This is a genomic window from Caulobacter sp. Root343 (genome assembly GCF_001425745.1).
GTDB lineage: Bacteria > Pseudomonadota > Alphaproteobacteria > Caulobacterales > Caulobacteraceae > Caulobacter.
The window spans coordinates 795,700-813,829 of record NZ_LMDF01000007.1 but is presented as its reverse complement, the minus strand read 5'-3'; the positions used below and the strand labels follow the sequence as shown (position 1 = coordinate 813,829).

Here is an 18,130-nt window from a genome sequence, read left to right as displayed (position 1 = left end):
GACGAACGAGATTGTCCACCATGACCCAACTCAAGGCCGAAAACCTGAAGGAGAGGCTGGTCGTCATCGGCAACGGCATGGCCGGCTGCCGAGCGGTCGAGGAAGTGCTGAAGCGCGACCCCGCCCGCTACGACGTGACCATCTTCGGCGCCGAGCCGCGGGTGAACTACAACCGGATCATGCTCTCGCCGGTCCTGGCGGGCGAGAAGACCTTCGACGACATCGTCATCAATGACGAGGCTTGGTATCGCGACAACGCCATCACCTTGCACGCCGGTCGCGCCGTCACCGCGATCGACCTGGAAGGCCGCAAGGTGGTCGCCGAAGGCGGTCTGGAAGTCGCCTACGACAAGCTGATCCTGGCCACCGGCTCGGATCCGTTCCGCCTGCCGCTACCGGGCTCGGACCTGAAGGGCGTCGTCACTTTCCGCGATCTCGACGACGTCGAGGCCATGGTCGAGGCTTCCGGCAAGCCCGGCGCCCGCGCCGTGGTCATCGGCGGCGGCCTGCTGGGCCTGGAAGCCGCCTACGGCCTGGCCCGCCGCGGCATGGCCGCCACGGTCGTCCACCTGATGGACGTGCTGATGGAGCGCCAGCTGGACGAGAGCGCCGGCTATCTGCTGCGCGAGGCCCTGGCCGAACGCGGCGTCGAGACGGTGCTGGGCGCCCAGTCCGAGGAAATCGTCGGCCAAGACGGCAAGGTCGCCGGCTTGAAGCTGAAAGACGGCCGGGTCCTGGCCTGCGACCTGCTGGTCATGGCGGTCGGCATCCGTCCGAACGCGACCCTGGCCAAGACTTCCGGCCTGCAGGTCAATCGCGGCATCATCGTCGACGACGCCATGCGCACCTCCGATCCAGCCGTGTTCTCGGTCGGCGAGTGCGTCGAGCACCGTGGCAACTGCTATGGCCTGGTGGCCCCGATCTGGGACATGTGCCGGGCCCTTGCCGAGGAATTGACCGACGGTGCGGGGACCTATGCGGGCTCGGTGCTGTCGACCCGTCTGAAGGTCTCGGGTGTCGACGTGTTCTCGGCCGGCAAGTTCGCCGGCGGCGACGGTTGCGAGGACATCGTGTTCCGCGACGCGGCCCGCGGCGTCTACAAGCGCGTGGTCATCGAGGACGGCAAGGTCGCCGGCGCGGTGCTGTTCGGCGACGCGGCCGACGGCGGCTGGTACTTCGACCTGATGCGGGCGGGGACCGACGTCGCGGACATCCGCGAGACTCTGATCTTCGGGCAAGCGATCACGGAGGGCCTCTCGGGCCTGGACCCTAGCGCGGCCGTTGCGGCCATGCCCGACACGCAGGAAATCTGCGGCTGCAACGGCGTCTGCAAGGGTGCGATCACGGGAGCCATCACGGCCCAGGGCCTGACCACGCTGGACGACGTTCGCGCGGTCACCAAAGCCTCGGCCTCGTGCGGCTCGTGCACGCCGCTGGTGGAACAGGTGATCCGCCTGACCCTCGGCGACGGCTTCAAGGCCCAGACAGGCCCGAAGCCGATGTGCAAGTGCACGCATCACCCGCACGGCGATGTGCGCAAGGCGATCGTCGAGCTCGAGCTGAAATCCATGCCCGCCGTCATGCAGGCCATGGAATGGGACACCCCCGACGGCTGCGCCTCGTGTCGGCCGGCCCTGAACTACTACCTGCTGTGCGCCTGGCCGGGCGAATATGTCGACGACAGCCAGTCGCGCTTCATCAACGAGCGCGTCCACGCCAACATCCAGAAGGACGGCACCTATTCGGTCGTCCCGCGCATGTGGGGCGGCATGACCTCGCCCGACGAGCTGCGGGCCATCGCCGACGTCGCCGACAAGTACGCCATTCCCGCCGTCAAGGTGACGGGCGGCCAGCGTATCGACCTGCTGGGCGTCAAGAAGGACGACCTGCCGGCGGTGTGGGCCGATCTCAACGCGGCCGGCATGGTCAGCGGCCACGCCTATGCCAAGGGTCTGCGCACGGTGAAGACCTGCGTCGGCAGCGACTGGTGCCGGTTCGGCACCCAGGATTCCACTGGCCTCGGCATCAAGCTCGAGAAGTTCATGTGGGGCTCGTGGGCGCCGGCCAAGGTCAAGCTGGCCGTGTCGGGCTGCCCGCGCAACTGCGCGGAATCGACCTGCAAGGACATCGGCGTGATCTGCGTCGATAGCGGCTATGAGATCCATGTCGGCGGCGCCGCCGGCCTGCACATCCAGGGCACCGAGCTGCTGACCAAGGTTCCCACCGAGGAAGAGGCCATCCAGCTGATCGCCGCGGTCATGCAGATGTACCGCGAGGGCGGCTGGTACCTGGAGCGGATCTACAAGTGGATGGCCCGCATCGGCCTCGACACGATCCGCGCCGCCACCGTCGACGACCTCGAAAACCGCGCGGCGCTCTATGCCCGCTTCGTGAAGTCGCAGGAAACCGCCCAGATCGACCCCTGGGCCGAGCGCGCCACCGGCGGTGTCGCGGCCGGCGAATTCACCCCGATGGCGACCCTTCCCCTGGAGATGGCGGCCGAATGACCGTTCAAGCCCATATCGATCCTGACTGGCGTGACGTCGGCGCCGTGACCGACATCCCCGAGCGCGGCGCGCGTCGGGTGGCCACGGCCCAGGGCGACGTCGCCGTGTTCCGCACGGGCGACGGCAAGGTCTTCGCCCTGGTCGACCGCTGCCCCCACAAGCACGGCCCTTTGAGCCAGGGCATCGTCCACGGCCACGGCGTGACTTGCCCGCTGCACAGCTGGGTCATCGACCTGGCCACCGGCCAGCCCACAGGCGCCGACGCCGGCAAGGGCTGCACGCCCGTAGTGCCGGTGCTGATCAAGGACGGCCGCGTCCTGCTGGCCCAGCCGGCGATGGCGGACTGACAACATGGCCGACGGCTCCGTAGCGCTGACGACGATCAAGACCACCTGCGCGTATTGCGGCGTCGGTTGCGGCGTGGCGGGCGCGGTCGGGGAGGGCCGGTCGGTGTCGATCGCGGGCGACGCCGTTCACCCCGCCAACTTGGGCCGCCTGTGCTCCAAGGGTTCGGCTCTGGGCGCGACCGTGAGCCTGGAAGGTCGCCTCCTGGAGCCGACCATCGCGGGCCGGGGCGCGACCTGGAATGAGGCGACGGCCCTGGTCGCGAAGCGCTTCAAGGACACCATCGCGCGCCACGGCCGCGACAGCGTGGCGTTCTATGTCTCGGGTCAGCTGCTGACCGAGGACTACTACGTCGCCAACAAGCTGATGAAGGGCTTCATCGGTTCGGGCAATATCGACACCAACAGCCGCCTGTGCATGGCCTCGGCCGTGGCCGCCCACAAGCAGGCGTTCGGCGCCGACCTGGTGCCGGGCTGCTACGAGGATCTCGACGCGGCGGATCTGGTGGTGTTCAGCGGTCACAACGCCGCCTGGACCCACCCCGTCCTGTTCCGTCGCATGGAGGCGGCCAAGGCGCGCGGCCAGAAGCACGTGGTCATCGACCCGCGCCGCACCGACACGGCCGAGGGCGCCGACCTGCACCTGGCCATCGCCCCGCAGAGCGACGTGCGTCTGTGGAATGGCCTGCTGGCGGATATGATCCGGCGTGGCGCGATCGATCACGCCTACATCGCCGAGCACGTGAACAATTTCGAGCAAGTGGTCGCCGCGCTTGCGGAAAACAACCAGTCGCTCTCGGCGGTCGCCGCTGATTGCGGCGTGGCGATCGAGGATCTGCAGGCCTTCTACGACCTGTTCGCCGCCCATGAGCGGACGGTCAGCCTGTTCTCGATGGGGGCCAATCAGTCGGCCCAGGGCGTGGCCAAGGGTCTGTCCATCATCAACGTCCACCTGGCCACGGGCCGGATCGGTAAGCCGGGCGCATGCCCGTTCTCGATCACCGGCCAGCCCAACGCCATGGGTGGCCGCGAGACCGGCGGCATGGCCAACACCCTGGCCGGCCACATGGACTTCGCCCCGGCCGATCGCGACCGCGTCGCTCGCTTCTGGGGCGCGCCCGACACCGTCCGCGCGCCGGGCCTGAAGGCCGTCGAAATGTTCGAGGCGGTCCGCGACGGACGCATCAAGGCGATCTGGGTGATGGCCACCAACCCGGCCGTCAGCCTGCCCGACAGCGGCGCGGTCCGCGAGGCCCTGGCCAAGTGCCCGTTCGTGGTGGTCTCCGACTGTGTCGAGACCGACACCACCGCCTTCGCCGACGTCAAGTTGCCGGCCCTGGGCTGGGGCGAGAAGGACGGCACGGTCACCAATTCCGAACGCCGCATCTCGCGCCAGCGGGCCCTGTTCCCGGCGCCGGGCAATGCGCGGGCCGACTGGAAGGTCATGGCCGATGTCGCCACGGCCATGGGCTTCGGCGGCTTCGGCTGGGCCAACAACGCCAGCGTCTTCCGCGAATGGGCGCGCCTGACCGCTTACGAAAACCAGGATCGTGTGCTGAATCTGGCTGGCCTTTCGGCTTTGACACCAGAGACTTACAACGAACTCCTGCCGATCCAGTGGCCTGTGAAGGCCGACGGCAGGGGCACGCCGCGTCTGTTCGTCGACGGCCGCTTCCAGACCGCCGACGGCCGCGCCCGCATGGTCCCGGTCAAGCCGAAGGGACCCGCTGAGGCGACTGGCGACGCCTACCCAATGTCGCTGAACACCGGCCGCATCCGCGACCAGTGGCACACGATGACCCGCACGGGCCTGGCCCCCGATCTCTGCCGCCACGCGCCCGAACCCTACGTCGAGATCCATCCCGACGACGCCGAGGCCCTGGGCCTCAAGGACGGCGCCCTGGCGCGGGTGACGACCTCGCGGGCCGAGGCCGTCGCCGTGGCCAAGGTCAGCGACCGTCAGCGCCGCGGCTCACTGTTCATGCCGATGCACTGGACCGACGCCTTCGCCCCGTCGGGCCGCGCCAACGCCCTGGTCGCGCCGAACACCGACCCGACCTCAGGCCAGCCGGAGTTCAAGCACACGCCCGCCCGCGTTCGGGCCTATCGCGAAACCTGGAAGGGCTTCTTCCTGAGCCGCGACGCCGTCATGGCCCCGGGCCTGGACCTCGTCTGGCGCCGCATCCCGCAGGACGCCTGCCAGCAGCACGAGTTCGCCGGCCGGGGCGAGCAGGGGCAGCGCGACGCTCTGCGCAAGGCCCTGACCAAGAAGCTGGACGGCGAGGTCGTCGCCTACGAGGACGCCGCCACCGGCGCGCGCCGCGAGGCCTGGATCGAGGCCGGCAAGCTGGTCGCGGTTTTCTACATGACCACCACCGGCCGCCTGCCGCCGCGCGATTGGCTGGTCGACCTGTTCGCCGAGCAGACCCTGTCCGCCCAGGCCCGCTCGGCCCTGCTGTTCGGTCGTCCGCCTGGCGCGCCGGTCGACAAGGGCCCGATGGTCTGCGCCTGCCTGAAGGTCGGCGCCAAGGTTGTGAACGCCGCCATCGTCGCCGGCGCCGAGACGCCCGACGCGATCGGCGCGGCCACGGGCGCGGGGACCAACTGCGGATCCTGTCGCCCGGAAATCGCACGAATGATCAAAGCCTTGGCCGTTACTCCTAAGGAGCCCGCCCATGTCGGTTGAGAGCAAGCTTGGCAAGGTGCTGCTGGTCGGCGCCGGCCCTGGTCCGGTGGACCTGATGACCGTCCGCGCGTTCCGCGCCGTCGAGAGCGCCCAGGCGCTGCTCTATGACGCCCTGTGTTCGGAAGAGGCCATCGCCCTGGCCCCGGCCGGCTGCGTGCGCATCCAGACCGGCAAGCGGGCCGGCAAGCCCAGCATGAAGCAGGACGAGATCAACCGCCTGATGCTGCGCCTGGCCCGCAAAGGCCTTCGCGTGGTGCGGCTGAAGGGCGGCGACCCGTCGATCTTCGGCCGGGTCGGTGAAGAGGCGGCGTTCCTGAACGGCTTCGGCGTCGAGACCGAAGTGGTGCCCGGCGTCACCGCCGCCTGCGCCGCCGCGGCCCAGTTCGGCTTCCCGCTGACCCATCGCGGCGAAGCGCGCCGGGTGGTCTTCACCACCGCCCGCCTGGAGGCCGGCAAGCTGTCGGGCGACTGGAGCGCCGCGGCCGACCCCGAGGCCACCTTGGCGGTCTATATGGGCGGCGATGTGGCCGGCGACCTGGCTCAGCGGATGATCGAAGCCGGCCGTCCGGCCAACACGCCCGCCGTCGCGGTGGAAAAGGCCGGCGGCGCGGACGCCAAGCTCTATACGGCGACCCTGGCCACCCTGGCCGAGCGTGTGGCCGAGGCCGGCGACGGCCCGCTGCTGATCGTGGTCGGCGAGGTCGCCGCCCAAGCCCATGCGATGGCCGAGATCGTCGATCAGGCGCGAAAGATCGCCTGAATTCGGGCCTCGCGCCGCAAGATCATCCTAGGAATCGCCACGCTCACGGCTAAGGTCCCGCGCATTGCGCCGAAAAGCGCATAGGGAGTGCGGTCGATGTTGCGTTTTGGCTTTGCGGGCGTGCTTTCCCTGATCCTGGCGGTGGGAGCTGCTTCGGCGGCCGACCGCCGCGCCATGGATCTGGTGCGCCAAGCCTTGGCGGCCCAGGGCGGCGAGGCCCAGCTCCGCGCGTTGGGCGCCGTGGAATGGGACGCTTCCGGCTATCGCAACCTCCTTGAACAATCTGAACGCCCGGAGGGGCCATACATTCCGGAGTTCCAGACGATCCATGAGATCCACGACCTGAAGACAGGACGCTTCGCCCAGCGCATGAATGTGGCGGTCTACCCTGCCTATGCCGCCACGAGCGGAATGACGGTCGACGCGGCGGCGGCGATGCAGACGGCCGGCGAGCGGCGCAGCGCCGGTTCGCCGGACCTCGTCGTCTATGCGCGGGAGAGGATGGCCCTGTCACCCGAACGCATGCTGCTGACCGCTCTGGACGCCAAGGATCTGCGCGCTCTGCCCACCAAGACTCTGCAGTCGGTTCGTCACGACGTGGTGAGCTTCACGTTCGACGGCGCCCCGGTGACGATCTATCTGAACGGCGGCAGCCACCTGCCGACGGCCTTCGACTATTCGGGGCCGATGGCGCGCCGGGGTTACTGGAACTACCTGGGCGACGCGACCATGCGCACCTATTGGAGTTTCTGGTGGCTCGGAAAGGGCGGTGTCCGGACGCCCATGCAGTGGAACATCGAGGTCAACGGCCTCCCGGACTCGATGTTCGCGATCAAGCGCCAAGTGTTCGACGGCCCTCTGGACCAGACCTTGCTGACCATCCCGCCCGAGATCCGCGCGGCCTACGATCCCAAGGTCAATCCGACGGACCTGGAACAGCGCCCACTTGGCTCGCGCGCCAACCCGGCTCAAGAACTGGCGCCGGGCGTCGTGATGATCCCCGGGGCCTGGTACGTCGCCTTGGTGCGGCAGGACGATGGTGTCGTGGTGCTGGAGGCGCCGATCTCGTCAGGCTATTCGGCCAAGGTCATCGCCGAGGTCGAGCGACGGTTTCCCGGCGCGCCGATCAAGGCCGTCGTTTCGACATCCGATGCGTGGCCCCATCTGGCGGGCGTCCGCGAATATGTCGCGCGTGGCATCCCGGTCTATGCGGTCGACGTGAACGGGCCGGCGCTCTCGCGACTGATCGCCGATCCCCGGACCAGCAAGCCCGATGCGCTGGCCAAGAAGCCCAGAGCGCCGGTCTGGCGCTTCGTCTCGGGCAAGACCGTGATTGGCGCCGGACCCAATCGACTGGAGCTCTATCCCCTGCGCGGGGAGGCCAGTGAGCGGCAAATGATGGTCTATCTGCCTGAGCACCGTCTGCTGTACGGCAGCGATCCCTTCCAACGGGGCCGCGATGGAAGCTTTTCGACGCCCCAGGCGGTCAGCGAGCTGACCCAGGCCGTGACGCGGGAGGGGCTGGCCGTCGACCAATTCTTCATGATGCATATCGGCAAGACGCCTTGGACCGCGCTCGCCGACGTGGCCGCCAAGGCCGCCATGGGTGATACGCCGACGGGTCAATACTGACAGTAGGGTGGCAGCAGCCTTCCTTTAGAACGGCGTTCAACGAAGACGCATATCGAGAGGGACGACCCATGCTGAAGACCTATACCGGCAGCTGCCACTGCGGCGCGGTGCGCTACGAAGCCGACATCGATCTGGAAGCCGGCACCAGCCGCTGCAACTGTTCGATCTGCGCCAAGGCTCGGGGTTGGGGAACCCTGATCAAGCCTGACGCCTTCCGGCTGCTGTCGGGCGAGGACAGCCTGGGCGACTATCAGTTCGGCACGATGAGCGGTCACCACCGGTTCTGCTCAGCCTGCGGCGTGCGCACCTTCGGTCACGGGCATGTCGCCGAGCTGGGCGGCGACTTCGTCTCGATCCAGGTCGCGACGTTGGACAACGTCACGCCCGAGGAGCTGGCGGCCGCGCCGATCAACTACGGCAATGGTCGCGACAATCTCTGGTGGGAACGGCCGACCGAGGCCGAGGTCCGCTACCTCTAGGATCGCCATGACCAGCCTTCGCTTCCAGGCCACGATTGAGATCAACGGCATCAACCCGTTCGTGCCGGTCGACGCCGAGCAGGCCGCGCGCCTGCGCGAAGGCTGGCGCAAGCCGATGCCGGTCCGGGTCCAGGTTAATGGCGCGCCGGCCGAGTCCTGGCGCATCAACATGATGCCGAGGGGCGACGGCGGCTTCTTCCTCTATCTGCATGGCGAGGTCCGCGAGGCGGCTAGGGTCGGCGTCGGCGATACGGTCGACGTCGAGGTCGCCTTCGACGAGGCCTATCGCGGTGGCCCGGCCCATCCGACGCCCGAGGCGTTCTCGGACGGCCTGAAGCGCGACCCGGCCGCCGCCAAGGCCTGGGAGGCGCTGACGCCCAGCCTCCAGAAGGAGGCCCTGCGCCGGTTCGCCAGCGTCAAGTCCGAGGAGGCCAAGATGCGCAACATCGAGGCGGCCCTGGCGGTGCTGAGCGGGGCGCCGGGCCGGTTCATGGCGCGCGACTGGAAGGACGGCGCGGTCGTCTAGACCAGCTTCCCGAACGCTTGGTCGAGGTCGGCCTTGAGGTCGTCGACCGCCTCGAGGCCGATATGCAAGCGCAGCAGCGGGCCTTCCAGGGTCACCGGAACGCTGCGGTTCTTCAGCTGCGGGTCGCAATGAATGGCCAGGCTCTCATAGCCGCCCCAGGAGAAGCCCAGGCCGAACAGCTCCAAGCTGTCGAGGAAGGCGTGGACAGCGCTCTGCGAGCAGGGTTTCAGCACCACGCCGAACAGGCCGCAGGCGCCGGTGAAATCGCGCTTCCACAAGGCGTGACCAGGATCGCCGGGCAGGGCGGGGTGCAGTACGCGCGACACCTCCGGCCGGTCCTGCAGCCAGCGGGCGACGGCCAAACCGTTGTCCTGGTGGCGCGGCAGGCGGGTGGCCAGGGTCCGAAGGCCCCTCAGCATCGTGTAGGCGTCGTCGGGCGACACCGACCAGCCGATGTCCCACATGGCGTCGCCCAGCTGGTTGCCGATCACGGAGTCCATCGTCGTCGCCGAGCCCATGAAGCAGTCCGAATGGCCGCCGACGTACTTCGTCAGGGCCTGAACGCTGATCGTCACCCCATGCGCCAGCGGCTTGAAATAGAGGCCGGCGGCCCAGGTGTTGTCGATCAGCGTCAGGATCCCGCGATCGTTGGCCGCCTTGGCGATGGCCGGGACGTCCTGCATCTCAAACGTCAGAGAGCCAGGCGCCTCCAGCAGGATCAGCCGGGTCCTCGGCGTCGTCAGGGCCATCAGATCATCGGGCGTCAGGGCCGGATCGTAGTAGGTGGTCTGGACGCCGAAGCGGGTGAGCACCCGGTCGCAGAACCGGCGCGTGGGCTTGTAGGCGCTGTCGACCACCAGGATCTCGTCGCCGGCCTTCAGCACAGCCAGCATGGCGCCGGTGATCGCCGCCAGGCCGGACGGGTAGAGGGTGACGTCAGGCGAGCCCTCCAGCTCGGCCAGGGCCTGCTGCAGGGCGGCCGGCGAGGAGAGGCCGGTGATACCGTAGGACATCTGGGTGTCGTCATACAGTGACGCCGCGTTGGGCATCAGCACCGTGGAGCCGCGCTGAATGGGCGGATTGACGGTCCGCGCCAGGCCGGTGGGTTGGGAGCCCTTGCGGATCAGGCGGGTTTCTTCATCCATGGGGGCACTCTTCGGCGACGCGGCGTAGAGCTTGTGGTTTAGAGCGTGGCAGCAAAAAGTGTGAGCGGTTTTGGCGAGTGCCACGCTCTGAGTTTATGAGGTAAAGCCTGCTCAGGCAGGCTTTAGCGCCCTCCGCGCGGGGTTCAAGGAGCGATCGGTGTCGGTGCGGTTCGGCTTGGCTGTTTTCGCGGCGCTTGTCCTGGCGGGCTGCGATCGTCCTTCGTCCTCTCCGGATTCGAAGCCCGCCGAGACCGTCGCGCCGCTGGCGATCAAGCCGGCCGCGCCCAGCCCGACGCTAAAAGCCATCCGGGCGCGAGGAGAGCTGCGCTGCGGGGTCAATCCCGAACTGCCGGGCTTCGCCTTCCAAGACAACGGCGGGCGCTGGCGCGGCTTCAATGTGGCCTTCTGCCGGGCCGTGGCCGCCGCCGTGCTGGGCAAGCCCGACAAGGTCCGCTTCGTGCCGCTGGGCAACGAGGAGCGGATCGCGGCCCTGCGCGCCGGCAAGGTCGACGTCCTGTGGCGCAACACCTCGTGGACCTTCTCGCGCGACGCCGGCGACCAGCTAGACATGGCGGCGATCTCATATTTCGATGGCCAGGGTTTCCTGGTCCGTCGCAGCTTGAACCTGACCAGCGCCGTCGAGCTGAACACGGCCAAGATCTGCGTCCAGAGCAACGCCACCTCGGCCCAGAACCTGGAGGACTTCTTCCGGGCGCGCGGTATCGCCTACACGGCCATGGTGTTCGATCGCGAGGACCAGGCCCGCGCGGCCTATCAGGCCGACCAGTGCGACGCCTTCACGGCCGACATCTCGGCCCTGGCCGCGGCGCGGTCGGTGATGGACGATCCCGGCGCTCATGTGATCCTGCCCGACGCCATCTCCAAGGAGCCGCTCGGCCCGCTGGTGCGCCAGGACGATCCGGCCTGGACGGACATCGTCCGCTGGACCCTGTACGCCCTGATCCTGGCCGAGGAGCACGGGATCACTCGCGCCAACGCCAAGGACATGAAGACCGGCGCCGATCCCGAGGCGCGGCGGCTGCTGGGCGAGGGCGGCTATGGCGCCATGCTCAGCCTCGACGCCGACTGGGCCTATCGCGCGATCACGGCAGACGGCAACTACGGCGAGATCTTCGACCGCGAGATCGGCGGCGGCTCGGCCCTGAAGCTGGATCGTGGCCTGAACGCGCTGTGGAACGCGCCCAAGCCCGGATTGCTTTACGCGCCGCCGATGCGCTGACTAGGTCGCCGGCCCGGTCGCCACGGGCGTATCCGCCAGCCCGCCCCATTCGGTCCACGATCCGTCGTAGACCGCCGAGCGCGGCTTGCCCAGGCGCGCCAAGGCCAGGGCCACGACCGAGGCGGTGATGCCTGAGCCGCAGGTCGAGACGATCGGCCTGTTGATATCGACGCCGGCGGCTTCGAACACGGTCTTCAGCTTGTCGGCCGCCAACATCGTGCCGTCCGGCGCGATCATCGCCGACAGCGGGATGTTGCGGGCGCCCGGCATGTGGCCGCCGCGCAGGCCGGCGCGGGGCTCGGGATCCTTGCCCTCGAAGCGGCCGGCGGCGCGGGCGTCGATGATCTGCTCGCGGCCGCTCTCGACGATGCTCCGCATCTGCTCGACCGAGCGATAGATGTCGGCCTGGTAGCGCGGGGTGAAGTGGCGCTCCTGGGGCGAGGCGGGGCCGTCCTCGATCGGGCGACCCTCGGCGATCCACTTGGGCAGGCCGCCGTCCAGCACCACCACGTCCTCGTGGCCCATGGTGCGGAAGTGCCACCAGGCGCGGGCAGCCGGCAGAATGCCGATGCTGTCATAGACGACGATCCGCGAGCCGTCGCCCAGGCCGAGCTTCTTGACCCGCGAGGCGAACTTCACCGGCGTCGGGATCATGTGCGGCAGGTCCGAGGTCTCGTCGGAAATGTCGTCGATGTCGAAGAACACCGCGCCCGGGATGTGGGCGGCCAGGAATTCCTTGCCGGGGTCACGCTGGGCGGCCGGCATGTGCCACGAGGCGTCGACCACGCGCACGTCCGGCGCGTCCAGGTGTTCGGCCAGCCAGGCGGTGGAGACCAGCGGATCGGACGGGGTGCTCATGGACAAGCCTCTTCGGAATCTGACTCGGCGACGACCTTACATCCAGGGCGGCGTCGGCAGGCCCTTTTCCTTGAGGAACTCGGGATTGAACAGCTTGGACTGATAGCGCGAGCCGTGGTCGCAGAGGATGGTCACGATGGTGTGGCCGGGCCCCAGCGCCTTGGCCAGCTTGATCGCGCCGGCGATGTTGATGCCGGACGAGCCGCCCAGGCACAGACCTTCGTACTGGACGAGGTCGTAGATTACCTCCAGCATTTCGACGTCATCGACGCGGAACGGATGGTCGACGACCAGGTCCGTCAGGTTGGCGGTGACGCGGCCCTGGCCGATGCCCTCGCTGATCGAGGTTCCCTCGGACTTCAGCTCACCGTCCTTGTACCAGGCATAGAGCGCCGCGCCGTGGGGGTCGGCCAGGCCGATCTTCACCGACGGCTTGCGCTCGCGCAGGGCCGCGGCCACGCCGGACAAGGTGCCGCCCGATCCGACGGCGCAGACGAAGCCGTCGACCTTGCCGCCCGTCTGCTCGAAGATTTCAGGGCCGGTGGTGCGGTAATGGGCCTCGCGGTTGGCGACGTTGTCGAACTGGTTGGCCCAGATCGCGCCGTTCGGCTCCGTCTTGGCGAGCTCCTCGGCCAAGCGTCCGGAATAGCGGACGTAGTTGTCGGGATTGGAGTAGGGGACAGCGTCGACCTCGACCAGTTCCGCGCCCAGCAGGCGGATGGCGTCCTTCTTCTCCTGGCTCTGGGTGCGGGGGATGACGATCGTGGTCTTATAGCCCAGGGCCGAGGCGACCATCGCCAGACCGATGCCGGTATTGCCGGCGGTGCCTTCGACGATGCGGCCGCCGGGCTTCAGCAAGCCCTTGGCTTCGGCGTCGCGGATGATGCCCAGGGCCGCGCGGTCCTTGACCGACTGGCCCGGGTTCATGAACTCGGCCTTGCCCAGGATCTCACAGCCCGTGGCTTCGCTGGCGCGGGCCAGGCGGATCAGCGGGGTGTTTCCGATGGCGTCCAAGACACTCGGGACGACGCTGGGCTGGGCGGTCATGGCGGGCCTTCTTCGGCGGCTCTGGGCGGTTCCGGACCGCTGGTAGATCGTGCGGCGGGCCGTCGGCGCAACCCCAGTTTTCCTGAAGGCGGGTGAGCCTCACGAACAAACCTTGAGCTTGCCCGTGGGCTTGGCGGGTTATCCACAAAACGTCGTCGCGCGATGCTGAGCCCGGCGGCTCACCATCAGCTCCGGCTCAAGCCCAGCTGGATGACATTGGTCCGTTCGGTGCGGAAGCCCGCCTCGCAATAGCTGAGATAGAACCGCCACAGCCGCCGGAACCGCTCGTCGAAGCCGTCCTTGCGGATGTCGCTCCAGGCGGCCTCGAACCGTCGCGCCCACTCGGCCAGGGTGTCGGCATAATTCTGGCCGAAGCGCTTGAGATCGCTCCATTCCAAGCCAGCGCGCTCGGTCTCTTCCTTCAGCCGCGCCTCGCTGGGCAGCATGCCGCCCGGGAAGATGTAGCGCTGGATGAAATCGGTGCGGCCGCGATAGCGAGGGAACAGCTCATCGCGGATGGTGATGATCTGCAGGCCGGCGCGGCCGCCGGGGCGCAGCACCTCATGGATCTTGCCGAAATAGGTCGGCCAATATTCCTCGCCGACCGCCTCGAACATCTCGATCGAGGCCACGGCGTCGAACTGGCCTTCGACGTCGCGATAGTCGATCAGCTGGATATCGGCTTTTTCGGAAAGTCCCTGCTCGAACAGGCGCTTGCGGGCGAAATCGTACTGGGCCTGGGAGATGGTGATGCCGGTGACCTTGGCCCCCACCTCCTTGGCCGCGAACTCGGCGAAGCCGCCCCAGCCGCAGCCGATCTCCAGCACGTGCTTGCCGGGCGCAAGGTCGATGGTCTTGGCCAGGGCCGCGTACTTGGCGTGCTGAGCCTCGGACAACGGCTGGTTGGGCCGCTCATACAAGGCCGAGGAATAGGTCATGCTGGGGTCCAGCCAGCGCGAGTAGAAGCCGTTGCCCAGGTCGTAGTGGGCGTGGATGTTCTTGCGCGAACCGTCGCGGCTGTTGCGATGAAGCAGGTGGTACAGGCCATTGACCACCCGCATGATCGGATTGCCGGTCAGCAACGGTGTCAGTCTGTCGAAGTTCAGTGAGAACGCTTCCAGCACCGCGGAGAGGTCCGGCGTCTCCCACTCGCCCGCCATGAAGCCCTCGGCGAAGCCGATGGAGCCCGACGAGAAGGCTCGGCGGATGAAATGATAGTCGTTGATCTGGACGGTGACGTCAGGACCGGCCCGGCCGCCCTTCACGGTCAGGGCCTTGCCCGTCGGTAGAATCCAGGTGACCGAGCCAAAGTCCCAATTGGTCGCCAGCACGCGAAGCGCGGCGCGGAAGGCGGCCGGGGCGGCCTTCAGGTCGGGGTCGTTCCACAACGCAGTATCCAAGGCAGGGCCTCGCATCCGAGTTACGCGTTTATTAACGCCGTTAACGACCGGCTCGTAAAGCCCCGGCTCAGCTAGAGGCCGCGATAGGCCTCCAAGGCCCGCTCGCGCGCCCGGGCGTGGTCCACGATCGGCCGCTCATAGAGACGTTTGGCTTCCTCCGGCAGATGCAAGGGGGAGGTCCACGGCTTGTGGATAAGTTCGTCGGGAACGTGCCGAAGTTCCGGAACCCAGCGCCGGACGTAAACGCCACGGGGGTCGAACTTCTCGCCCTGAGCGATAGGATTGAAGATCCGGAAATAGGGTGAGGCGTCGGCGCCGCTGCCGGCGGTCCACTGCCAGTTGCCGACATTGTTGGCGAGGTCGGCGTCGACCAGCGTGTCCCAGAACCAGGCCTCGCCCTCGCGCCAGTCGATCATCAGGTGCTTGATCAGGAACGAGGCGACGATCATCCGCACGCGGTTGTGCATGAAGCCGGTGGTCCACAGCTCGCGCATGCCCGCGTCGACGATCGGATAGCCGGTTTCGCCGCGCGTCCAGGCTTCGAACGCGGCGGGGTCCTTGACCCAGGGAAAGCCGTCGAACTCGGGCTTGAAGTTCTGTCGGGGCAGGTCGGGCCAGTGGAACAGGATGGAATGGTTGAACTCGCGCCAGCCCAGTTCGGACAGGAACTTCTCGACCTCGCCGGCCGGGGCGTCGCCAGCGTTGGCGGCGTTGCGGGCCGCCAGCCAGACCTGACGCGGCCCGATCTCGCCAAAATGGAGGTGCGGAGACAGGTTTGAGGTCGCCTGGACGCCCGGAACATCGCGCTTGTCGCCATAGCCGTCGATGGGTCCGGATAGGAAGTCGTTCAGTCGCGCCTGGGCGCCAGCTTCACCGGGCGTCCAGAGATCAAAGCCCTTGGACCAGTCGGGTTTGGTCGGATGCAGCCCCCAGGCGGCTAGGCTTTCAGTGTGCGGGTGGTTGCCTAGGGATTTCAGGGGCTTCGGCATGGATTCTACGGTTATCCGGCCCAACTGCTCACGCGCCGCGCGCCAGTAGGGCGTGAACACTTTATACGGCTGGCCGGAGCCATTCTTGACAGTCCAGGGCTCGTTCAGAAGGCCGGCGTTGAAGCTCTGGCAATCGACGCCGGCGTCCTTGAGTCGAGCCTTGATGTCGCTATCTCGCGCGATGCTGGCCGCGTCATAGAGGCGATTCCACAGCACGCAGGTCGCGCCGGTCTCGGAGATCACCTCGTCGAGCACCTCAGCGGCGGCGCCCTTGCGAAACACGAGCTTATTGCCAAGCTTCTCAAGGCTCTGGGCCAAGCTCTTCAGCGACTTGTCCAGCCACCATAGCGACGCCGCGCCAGCCGCGCGCATGCCGGGCGTCTGGTCGAGGATGTAGAGCGCGATCACTGGACGGCCCCCATCGGCGGCATGGCGCAGCGCGGGATTGTCGGCTAAGCGCAGGTCCTGGCGGAACCAGACGATGACGGGCGCCAGGTTCGCCTCATGGTCGCCCAGGTCTTTCCGCACTTGCACCGTCCCGCTCGAAGGGTCACCTCTTGGGCGCCTCAAATCCCTACCGACTGGAATAGTTGCCGTGAGTCAGCCGCAAGCCGTAGCCCCGAACGCCCTCGTCGAGATCAAGACGCCGACCGGCGCGCCTGTCCGCATCGGCAACGGCGAAAAGCTGTCGATCATCGCCGGCCCCTGCCAGATGGAAAGCCGCCAGCACGCGCTGGAAACCGCTCACGCGCTGAAGGAGATGGCCCAACGGCTCGGCGTCGGTCTGATCTACAAGACGTCGTATGACAAGGCCAACCGCACCTCGGCCAACGCCCAGCGCGGCATCGGCCTGCACGACAGCCTGCCGATCTTCCAGGAGATCCGCGAGGTGACCGGCCTGCCCACCCTGACCGACGTGCACGAGACTAGCCATTGCCCGATCGTGGCCGAGGCCGTCGACGTCATCCAGATCCCGGCCTTCCTGTGCCGCCAGACCGACCTGCTGGTCGCCGCCGCCCATACAGGCCGCGCGATCAACATCAAGAAGGGCCAGTTCCTGGCGCCTTGGGACATGAAGAACGTCATCGCCAAGGTGACGGGCGCGGGCAATCCCAACGTCATGGCTTGCGAGCGCGGCGCATCGTTCGGCTACAACACCCTGGTCAGCGACATGCGCTCGCTGCCGATCATGAAGGAGATCGGCTGTCCGGTGGTGTTCGACGCCACCCATAGTGTGCAGCAGCCGGGCGGGCAGGGCACGTCTTCGGGCGGCCAGCGCGAGTTCGTGCCGGTCCTGGCCCGCGCGGCCGTGGCGGTGGGCGTGGCCTGCGTCTTCATCGAGACCCATCCCGACCCGGACCACGCGCCCTCGGATGGCCCCAACATGGTGCCGATGAGCCAGTTCGAGGCCTTGGTCGGCAACCTGCTGGCCTATGACGCCCTGACCAAGGCGGCGGCTTAGCGCATGAGCCGTCGCATCGTTCTCGTCACTGGCGGCGCGGGCTTCATCGGCTCGAACGTCGTGGCCCGCCTCTGCGAGGATCCGTCGCTGGACGTCGTGGTCTGCGATCGCCTGCGCGACGCGGCCAGCGGCAAGTGGCGCAACATCGCCAAGCACCCGATCGCCGACTTCGTGGCGCCCGAGCAGCTGACCGAGTGGCTGGCGCGCAAGGGCGAGAGCGTCGAGCTAATCATCCACATGGGCGCGGTGTCCTCGACCACCGAGGCCGACGCCGACAAGATCGTGCAGTCCAATTTCGTGCTGTCGCGCGACCTCTGGGACTGGTGCGCCGAGCATGGCAAGCGCCTGATCTATGCCTCGTCGGCGGCCACCTATGGCGACGGGACCCTGGGCTTCGAAGGCAAGGATGATCTCGACTCCCTGAAGGCGCTGCGGCCGCTGAACGCCTATGGCTGGTCCAAGGCCCTGTTCGACCTCTACGCCGTGCGCGAGGCCCATCGCGGCCGCGCCCCGGCCCAGTGGGCGGGCCTGAAGTTCTTCAACGTCTATGGCCCGAACGAGGAGCACAAGGCCGGCATGAAGTCGGTCGTGGCCCAGATCTGGCCGCGTATCGCCGCTGGCGAGGGCGTCAAGCTCTTCAAGTCGCACCATCCGGACTATGAGGACGGGGGCCAACTGCGCGACTTCGTCTATGTCCGCGACGTGGTCGACGTGATCGCCTGGCTGGCCAGGAGCCCGGCCGTGAACGGGGTCTTCAACCTGGGCTCGGGCCACGCGCGCTCGTTCCGCGACCTGGCCGTGGCGGCGTTCGCGGCGGCCGGGCGAGAGGCCGACATCACCTATATCGACATGCCCGAGGTGCTGCGCGGCAAGTACCAGTACTACACTCAGGCCGACATGAGCCGCCTGCGCGCGGCTGGCTACGACGCCCCGATGACGCCGCTCGAGGACGGGGTGGCCGACTATGTGGCCGGCTATCTCAATACCGAGGACCCGTATCGCTGACGTCAGGGCACGGTTGCGGAGCGCAGGCGCCGGCGTAGGCTGACTTTCGA

General features: G+C 67.8%; 15 protein-coding genes. 10 read left to right on the top strand and 5 right to left on the bottom strand.

What is annotated here, in order from left to right:
• Positions 1-20 precede the first annotated feature (20 nt).
• From nirB to ASC70_RS16290, 7 genes are all read left to right on the top strand, one after another.
• Positions 21-2,507 carry a nitrite reductase large subunit NirB gene (nirB, locus tag ASC70_RS16320; RefSeq protein WP_056051857.1) on the top strand — a complete coding sequence of 829 codons (2,487 nt, stop codon included), beginning with the start codon at positions 21-23 and terminating at the stop codon, positions 2,505-2,507.
• Positions 2,504-2,854: a nitrite reductase small subunit NirD gene (gene nirD, locus ASC70_RS16315; RefSeq protein ID WP_047405278.1), complete on the top strand. Its 351-nt coding sequence runs from the start codon at positions 2,504-2,506 to the stop codon at positions 2,852-2,854. The genes nirB and nirD overlap by 4 nt, the downstream gene beginning before the upstream one ends.
• A gap of 4 nt (positions 2,855-2,858) precedes the next feature.
• Positions 2,859-5,537 (top strand): nitrate reductase, encoded by a 2,679-nt coding sequence (locus ASC70_RS16310; RefSeq protein ID WP_056051854.1) that lies wholly within the window; start codon positions 2,859-2,861, stop codon positions 5,535-5,537.
• Positions 5,527-6,297 (top strand): uroporphyrinogen-III C-methyltransferase, encoded by a 771-nt coding sequence (cobA, locus tag ASC70_RS16305; RefSeq protein WP_056051852.1) that lies wholly within the window; start codon positions 5,527-5,529, stop codon positions 6,295-6,297. Before ASC70_RS16310 ends, cobA begins: the two co-directional genes overlap by 11 nt.
• A gap of 96 nt (positions 6,298-6,393) precedes the next feature.
• Entirely contained in the window at positions 6,394-7,929 is a 1,536-nt protein-coding gene (locus tag ASC70_RS16300; protein WP_056051848.1) for a hypothetical protein, read from the top strand.
• 68 nt (positions 7,930-7,997) lie between these two features.
• Complete coding sequence (locus ASC70_RS16295) at positions 7,998-8,408, top strand: GFA family protein (protein ID WP_056051847.1); 411 nt, start codon at positions 7,998-8,000, stop codon at positions 8,406-8,408.
• Positions 8,409-8,415: 7 nt separating this feature from the next.
• Entirely contained in the window at positions 8,416-8,934 is a 519-nt protein-coding gene (locus ASC70_RS16290; protein WP_056051844.1) for a YdeI/OmpD-associated family protein, read from the top strand.
• Here ASC70_RS16290 and metC read toward each other — a convergent pair.
• The gene (metC, locus tag ASC70_RS16285; RefSeq protein WP_056051841.1) at positions 8,931-10,079 is read right to left on the bottom strand and encodes a cystathionine beta-lyase; all 1,149 of its coding nucleotides are present in this window, start codon (positions 10,077-10,079) and stop codon (positions 8,931-8,933) included. The genes ASC70_RS16290 and metC overlap by 4 nt on opposite strands.
• 157 nt (positions 10,080-10,236) lie before the next feature.
• On the opposite strand from metC, the gene ASC70_RS16280 reads away from it, so the two are divergent.
• Positions 10,237-11,319, top strand: a complete 1,083-nt coding sequence (locus ASC70_RS16280) for an amino acid ABC transporter substrate-binding protein (RefSeq protein ID WP_082539751.1) — start codon at positions 10,237-10,239, stop codon at positions 11,317-11,319.
• On the opposite strand, the gene sseA is transcribed toward ASC70_RS16280, so the two are convergent.
• From sseA to ASC70_RS16260, 4 genes are all read right to left on the bottom strand, one after another.
• Entirely contained in the window at positions 11,320-12,177 is an 858-nt protein-coding gene (gene sseA, locus ASC70_RS16275; RefSeq protein WP_056051838.1) for a 3-mercaptopyruvate sulfurtransferase, read from the bottom strand. It abuts the gene before it with no gap.
• 36 nt (positions 12,178-12,213) lie between these two features.
• Positions 12,214-13,224 carry a cysteine synthase A gene (locus ASC70_RS16270; protein WP_056051836.1) on the bottom strand — a complete coding sequence of 337 codons (1,011 nt, stop codon included), beginning with the start codon at positions 13,222-13,224 and terminating at the stop codon, positions 12,214-12,216.
• 185 nt (positions 13,225-13,409) lie between these two features.
• Complete coding sequence (locus ASC70_RS16265) at positions 13,410-14,639, bottom strand: cyclopropane-fatty-acyl-phospholipid synthase family protein (protein ID WP_056051833.1); 1,230 nt, start codon at positions 14,637-14,639, stop codon at positions 13,410-13,412.
• A gap of 56 nt (positions 14,640-14,695) precedes the next feature.
• Complete coding sequence (locus ASC70_RS16260; RefSeq protein ID WP_056051830.1) at positions 14,696-16,147, bottom strand: deoxyribodipyrimidine photo-lyase; 1,452 nt, start codon at positions 16,145-16,147, stop codon at positions 14,696-14,698.
• Positions 16,148-16,208: 61 nt separating this feature from the next.
• Here ASC70_RS16260 and kdsA point away from each other — a divergent pair, with 61 nt between their 5' ends.
• Both kdsA and rfaD read left to right on the top strand, forming a co-directional pair.
• Entirely contained in the window at positions 16,209-17,075 is an 867-nt protein-coding gene (gene kdsA / locus ASC70_RS16255) for a 3-deoxy-8-phosphooctulonate synthase (protein WP_082539750.1), read from the top strand.
• A gap of 3 nt (positions 17,076-17,078) precedes the next feature.
• Positions 17,079-18,080, top strand: a complete 1,002-nt coding sequence (gene rfaD, locus ASC70_RS16250) for an ADP-glyceromanno-heptose 6-epimerase (protein WP_056051827.1) — start codon at positions 17,079-17,081, stop codon at positions 18,078-18,080.
• The last annotated feature ends 50 nt before the right edge of the window (positions 18,081-18,130 follow it).

What these genes read in the sequence shown, in the direction of transcription:
- nirB (WP_056051857.1), top strand. Translation starts at nt 21, where the DNA reads ATGACCCAACTCAAGGCCGAAAACCTGAAGGAGAGGCTGGTCGTCATC.
- nirD (WP_047405278.1), top strand. Translation starts at nt 2,504, where the DNA reads ATGACCGTTCAAGCCCATATCGATCCTGACTGGCGTGACGTCGGCGCC.
- ASC70_RS16310 (WP_056051854.1), top strand. Translation starts at nt 2,859, where the DNA reads ATGGCCGACGGCTCCGTAGCGCTGACGACGATCAAGACCACCTGCGCG.
- cobA (WP_056051852.1), top strand. Translation starts at nt 5,527, where the DNA reads ATGTCGGTTGAGAGCAAGCTTGGCAAGGTGCTGCTGGTCGGCGCCGGC.
- ASC70_RS16300 (WP_056051848.1), top strand. Translation starts at nt 6,394, where the DNA reads ATGTTGCGTTTTGGCTTTGCGGGCGTGCTTTCCCTGATCCTGGCGGTG.
- ASC70_RS16295 (WP_056051847.1), top strand. Translation starts at nt 7,998, where the DNA reads ATGCTGAAGACCTATACCGGCAGCTGCCACTGCGGCGCGGTGCGCTAC.
- ASC70_RS16290 (WP_056051844.1), top strand. Translation starts at nt 8,416, where the DNA reads ATGACCAGCCTTCGCTTCCAGGCCACGATTGAGATCAACGGCATCAAC.
- metC (WP_056051841.1), bottom strand. Translation starts at nt 10,079, where the DNA reads ATGGATGAAGAAACCCGCCTGATCCGCAAGGGCTCCCAACCCACCGGC.
- sseA (WP_056051838.1), bottom strand. Translation starts at nt 12,177, where the DNA reads ATGAGCACCCCGTCCGATCCGCTGGTCTCCACCGCCTGGCTGGCCGAA.
- ASC70_RS16270 (WP_056051836.1), bottom strand. Translation starts at nt 13,224, where the DNA reads ATGACCGCCCAGCCCAGCGTCGTCCCGAGTGTCTTGGACGCCATCGGA.
- ASC70_RS16265 (WP_056051833.1), bottom strand. Translation starts at nt 14,639, where the DNA reads ATGCGAGGCCCTGCCTTGGATACTGCGTTGTGGAACGACCCCGACCTG.
- rfaD (WP_056051827.1), top strand. Translation starts at nt 17,079, where the DNA reads ATGAGCCGTCGCATCGTTCTCGTCACTGGCGGCGCGGGCTTCATCGGC.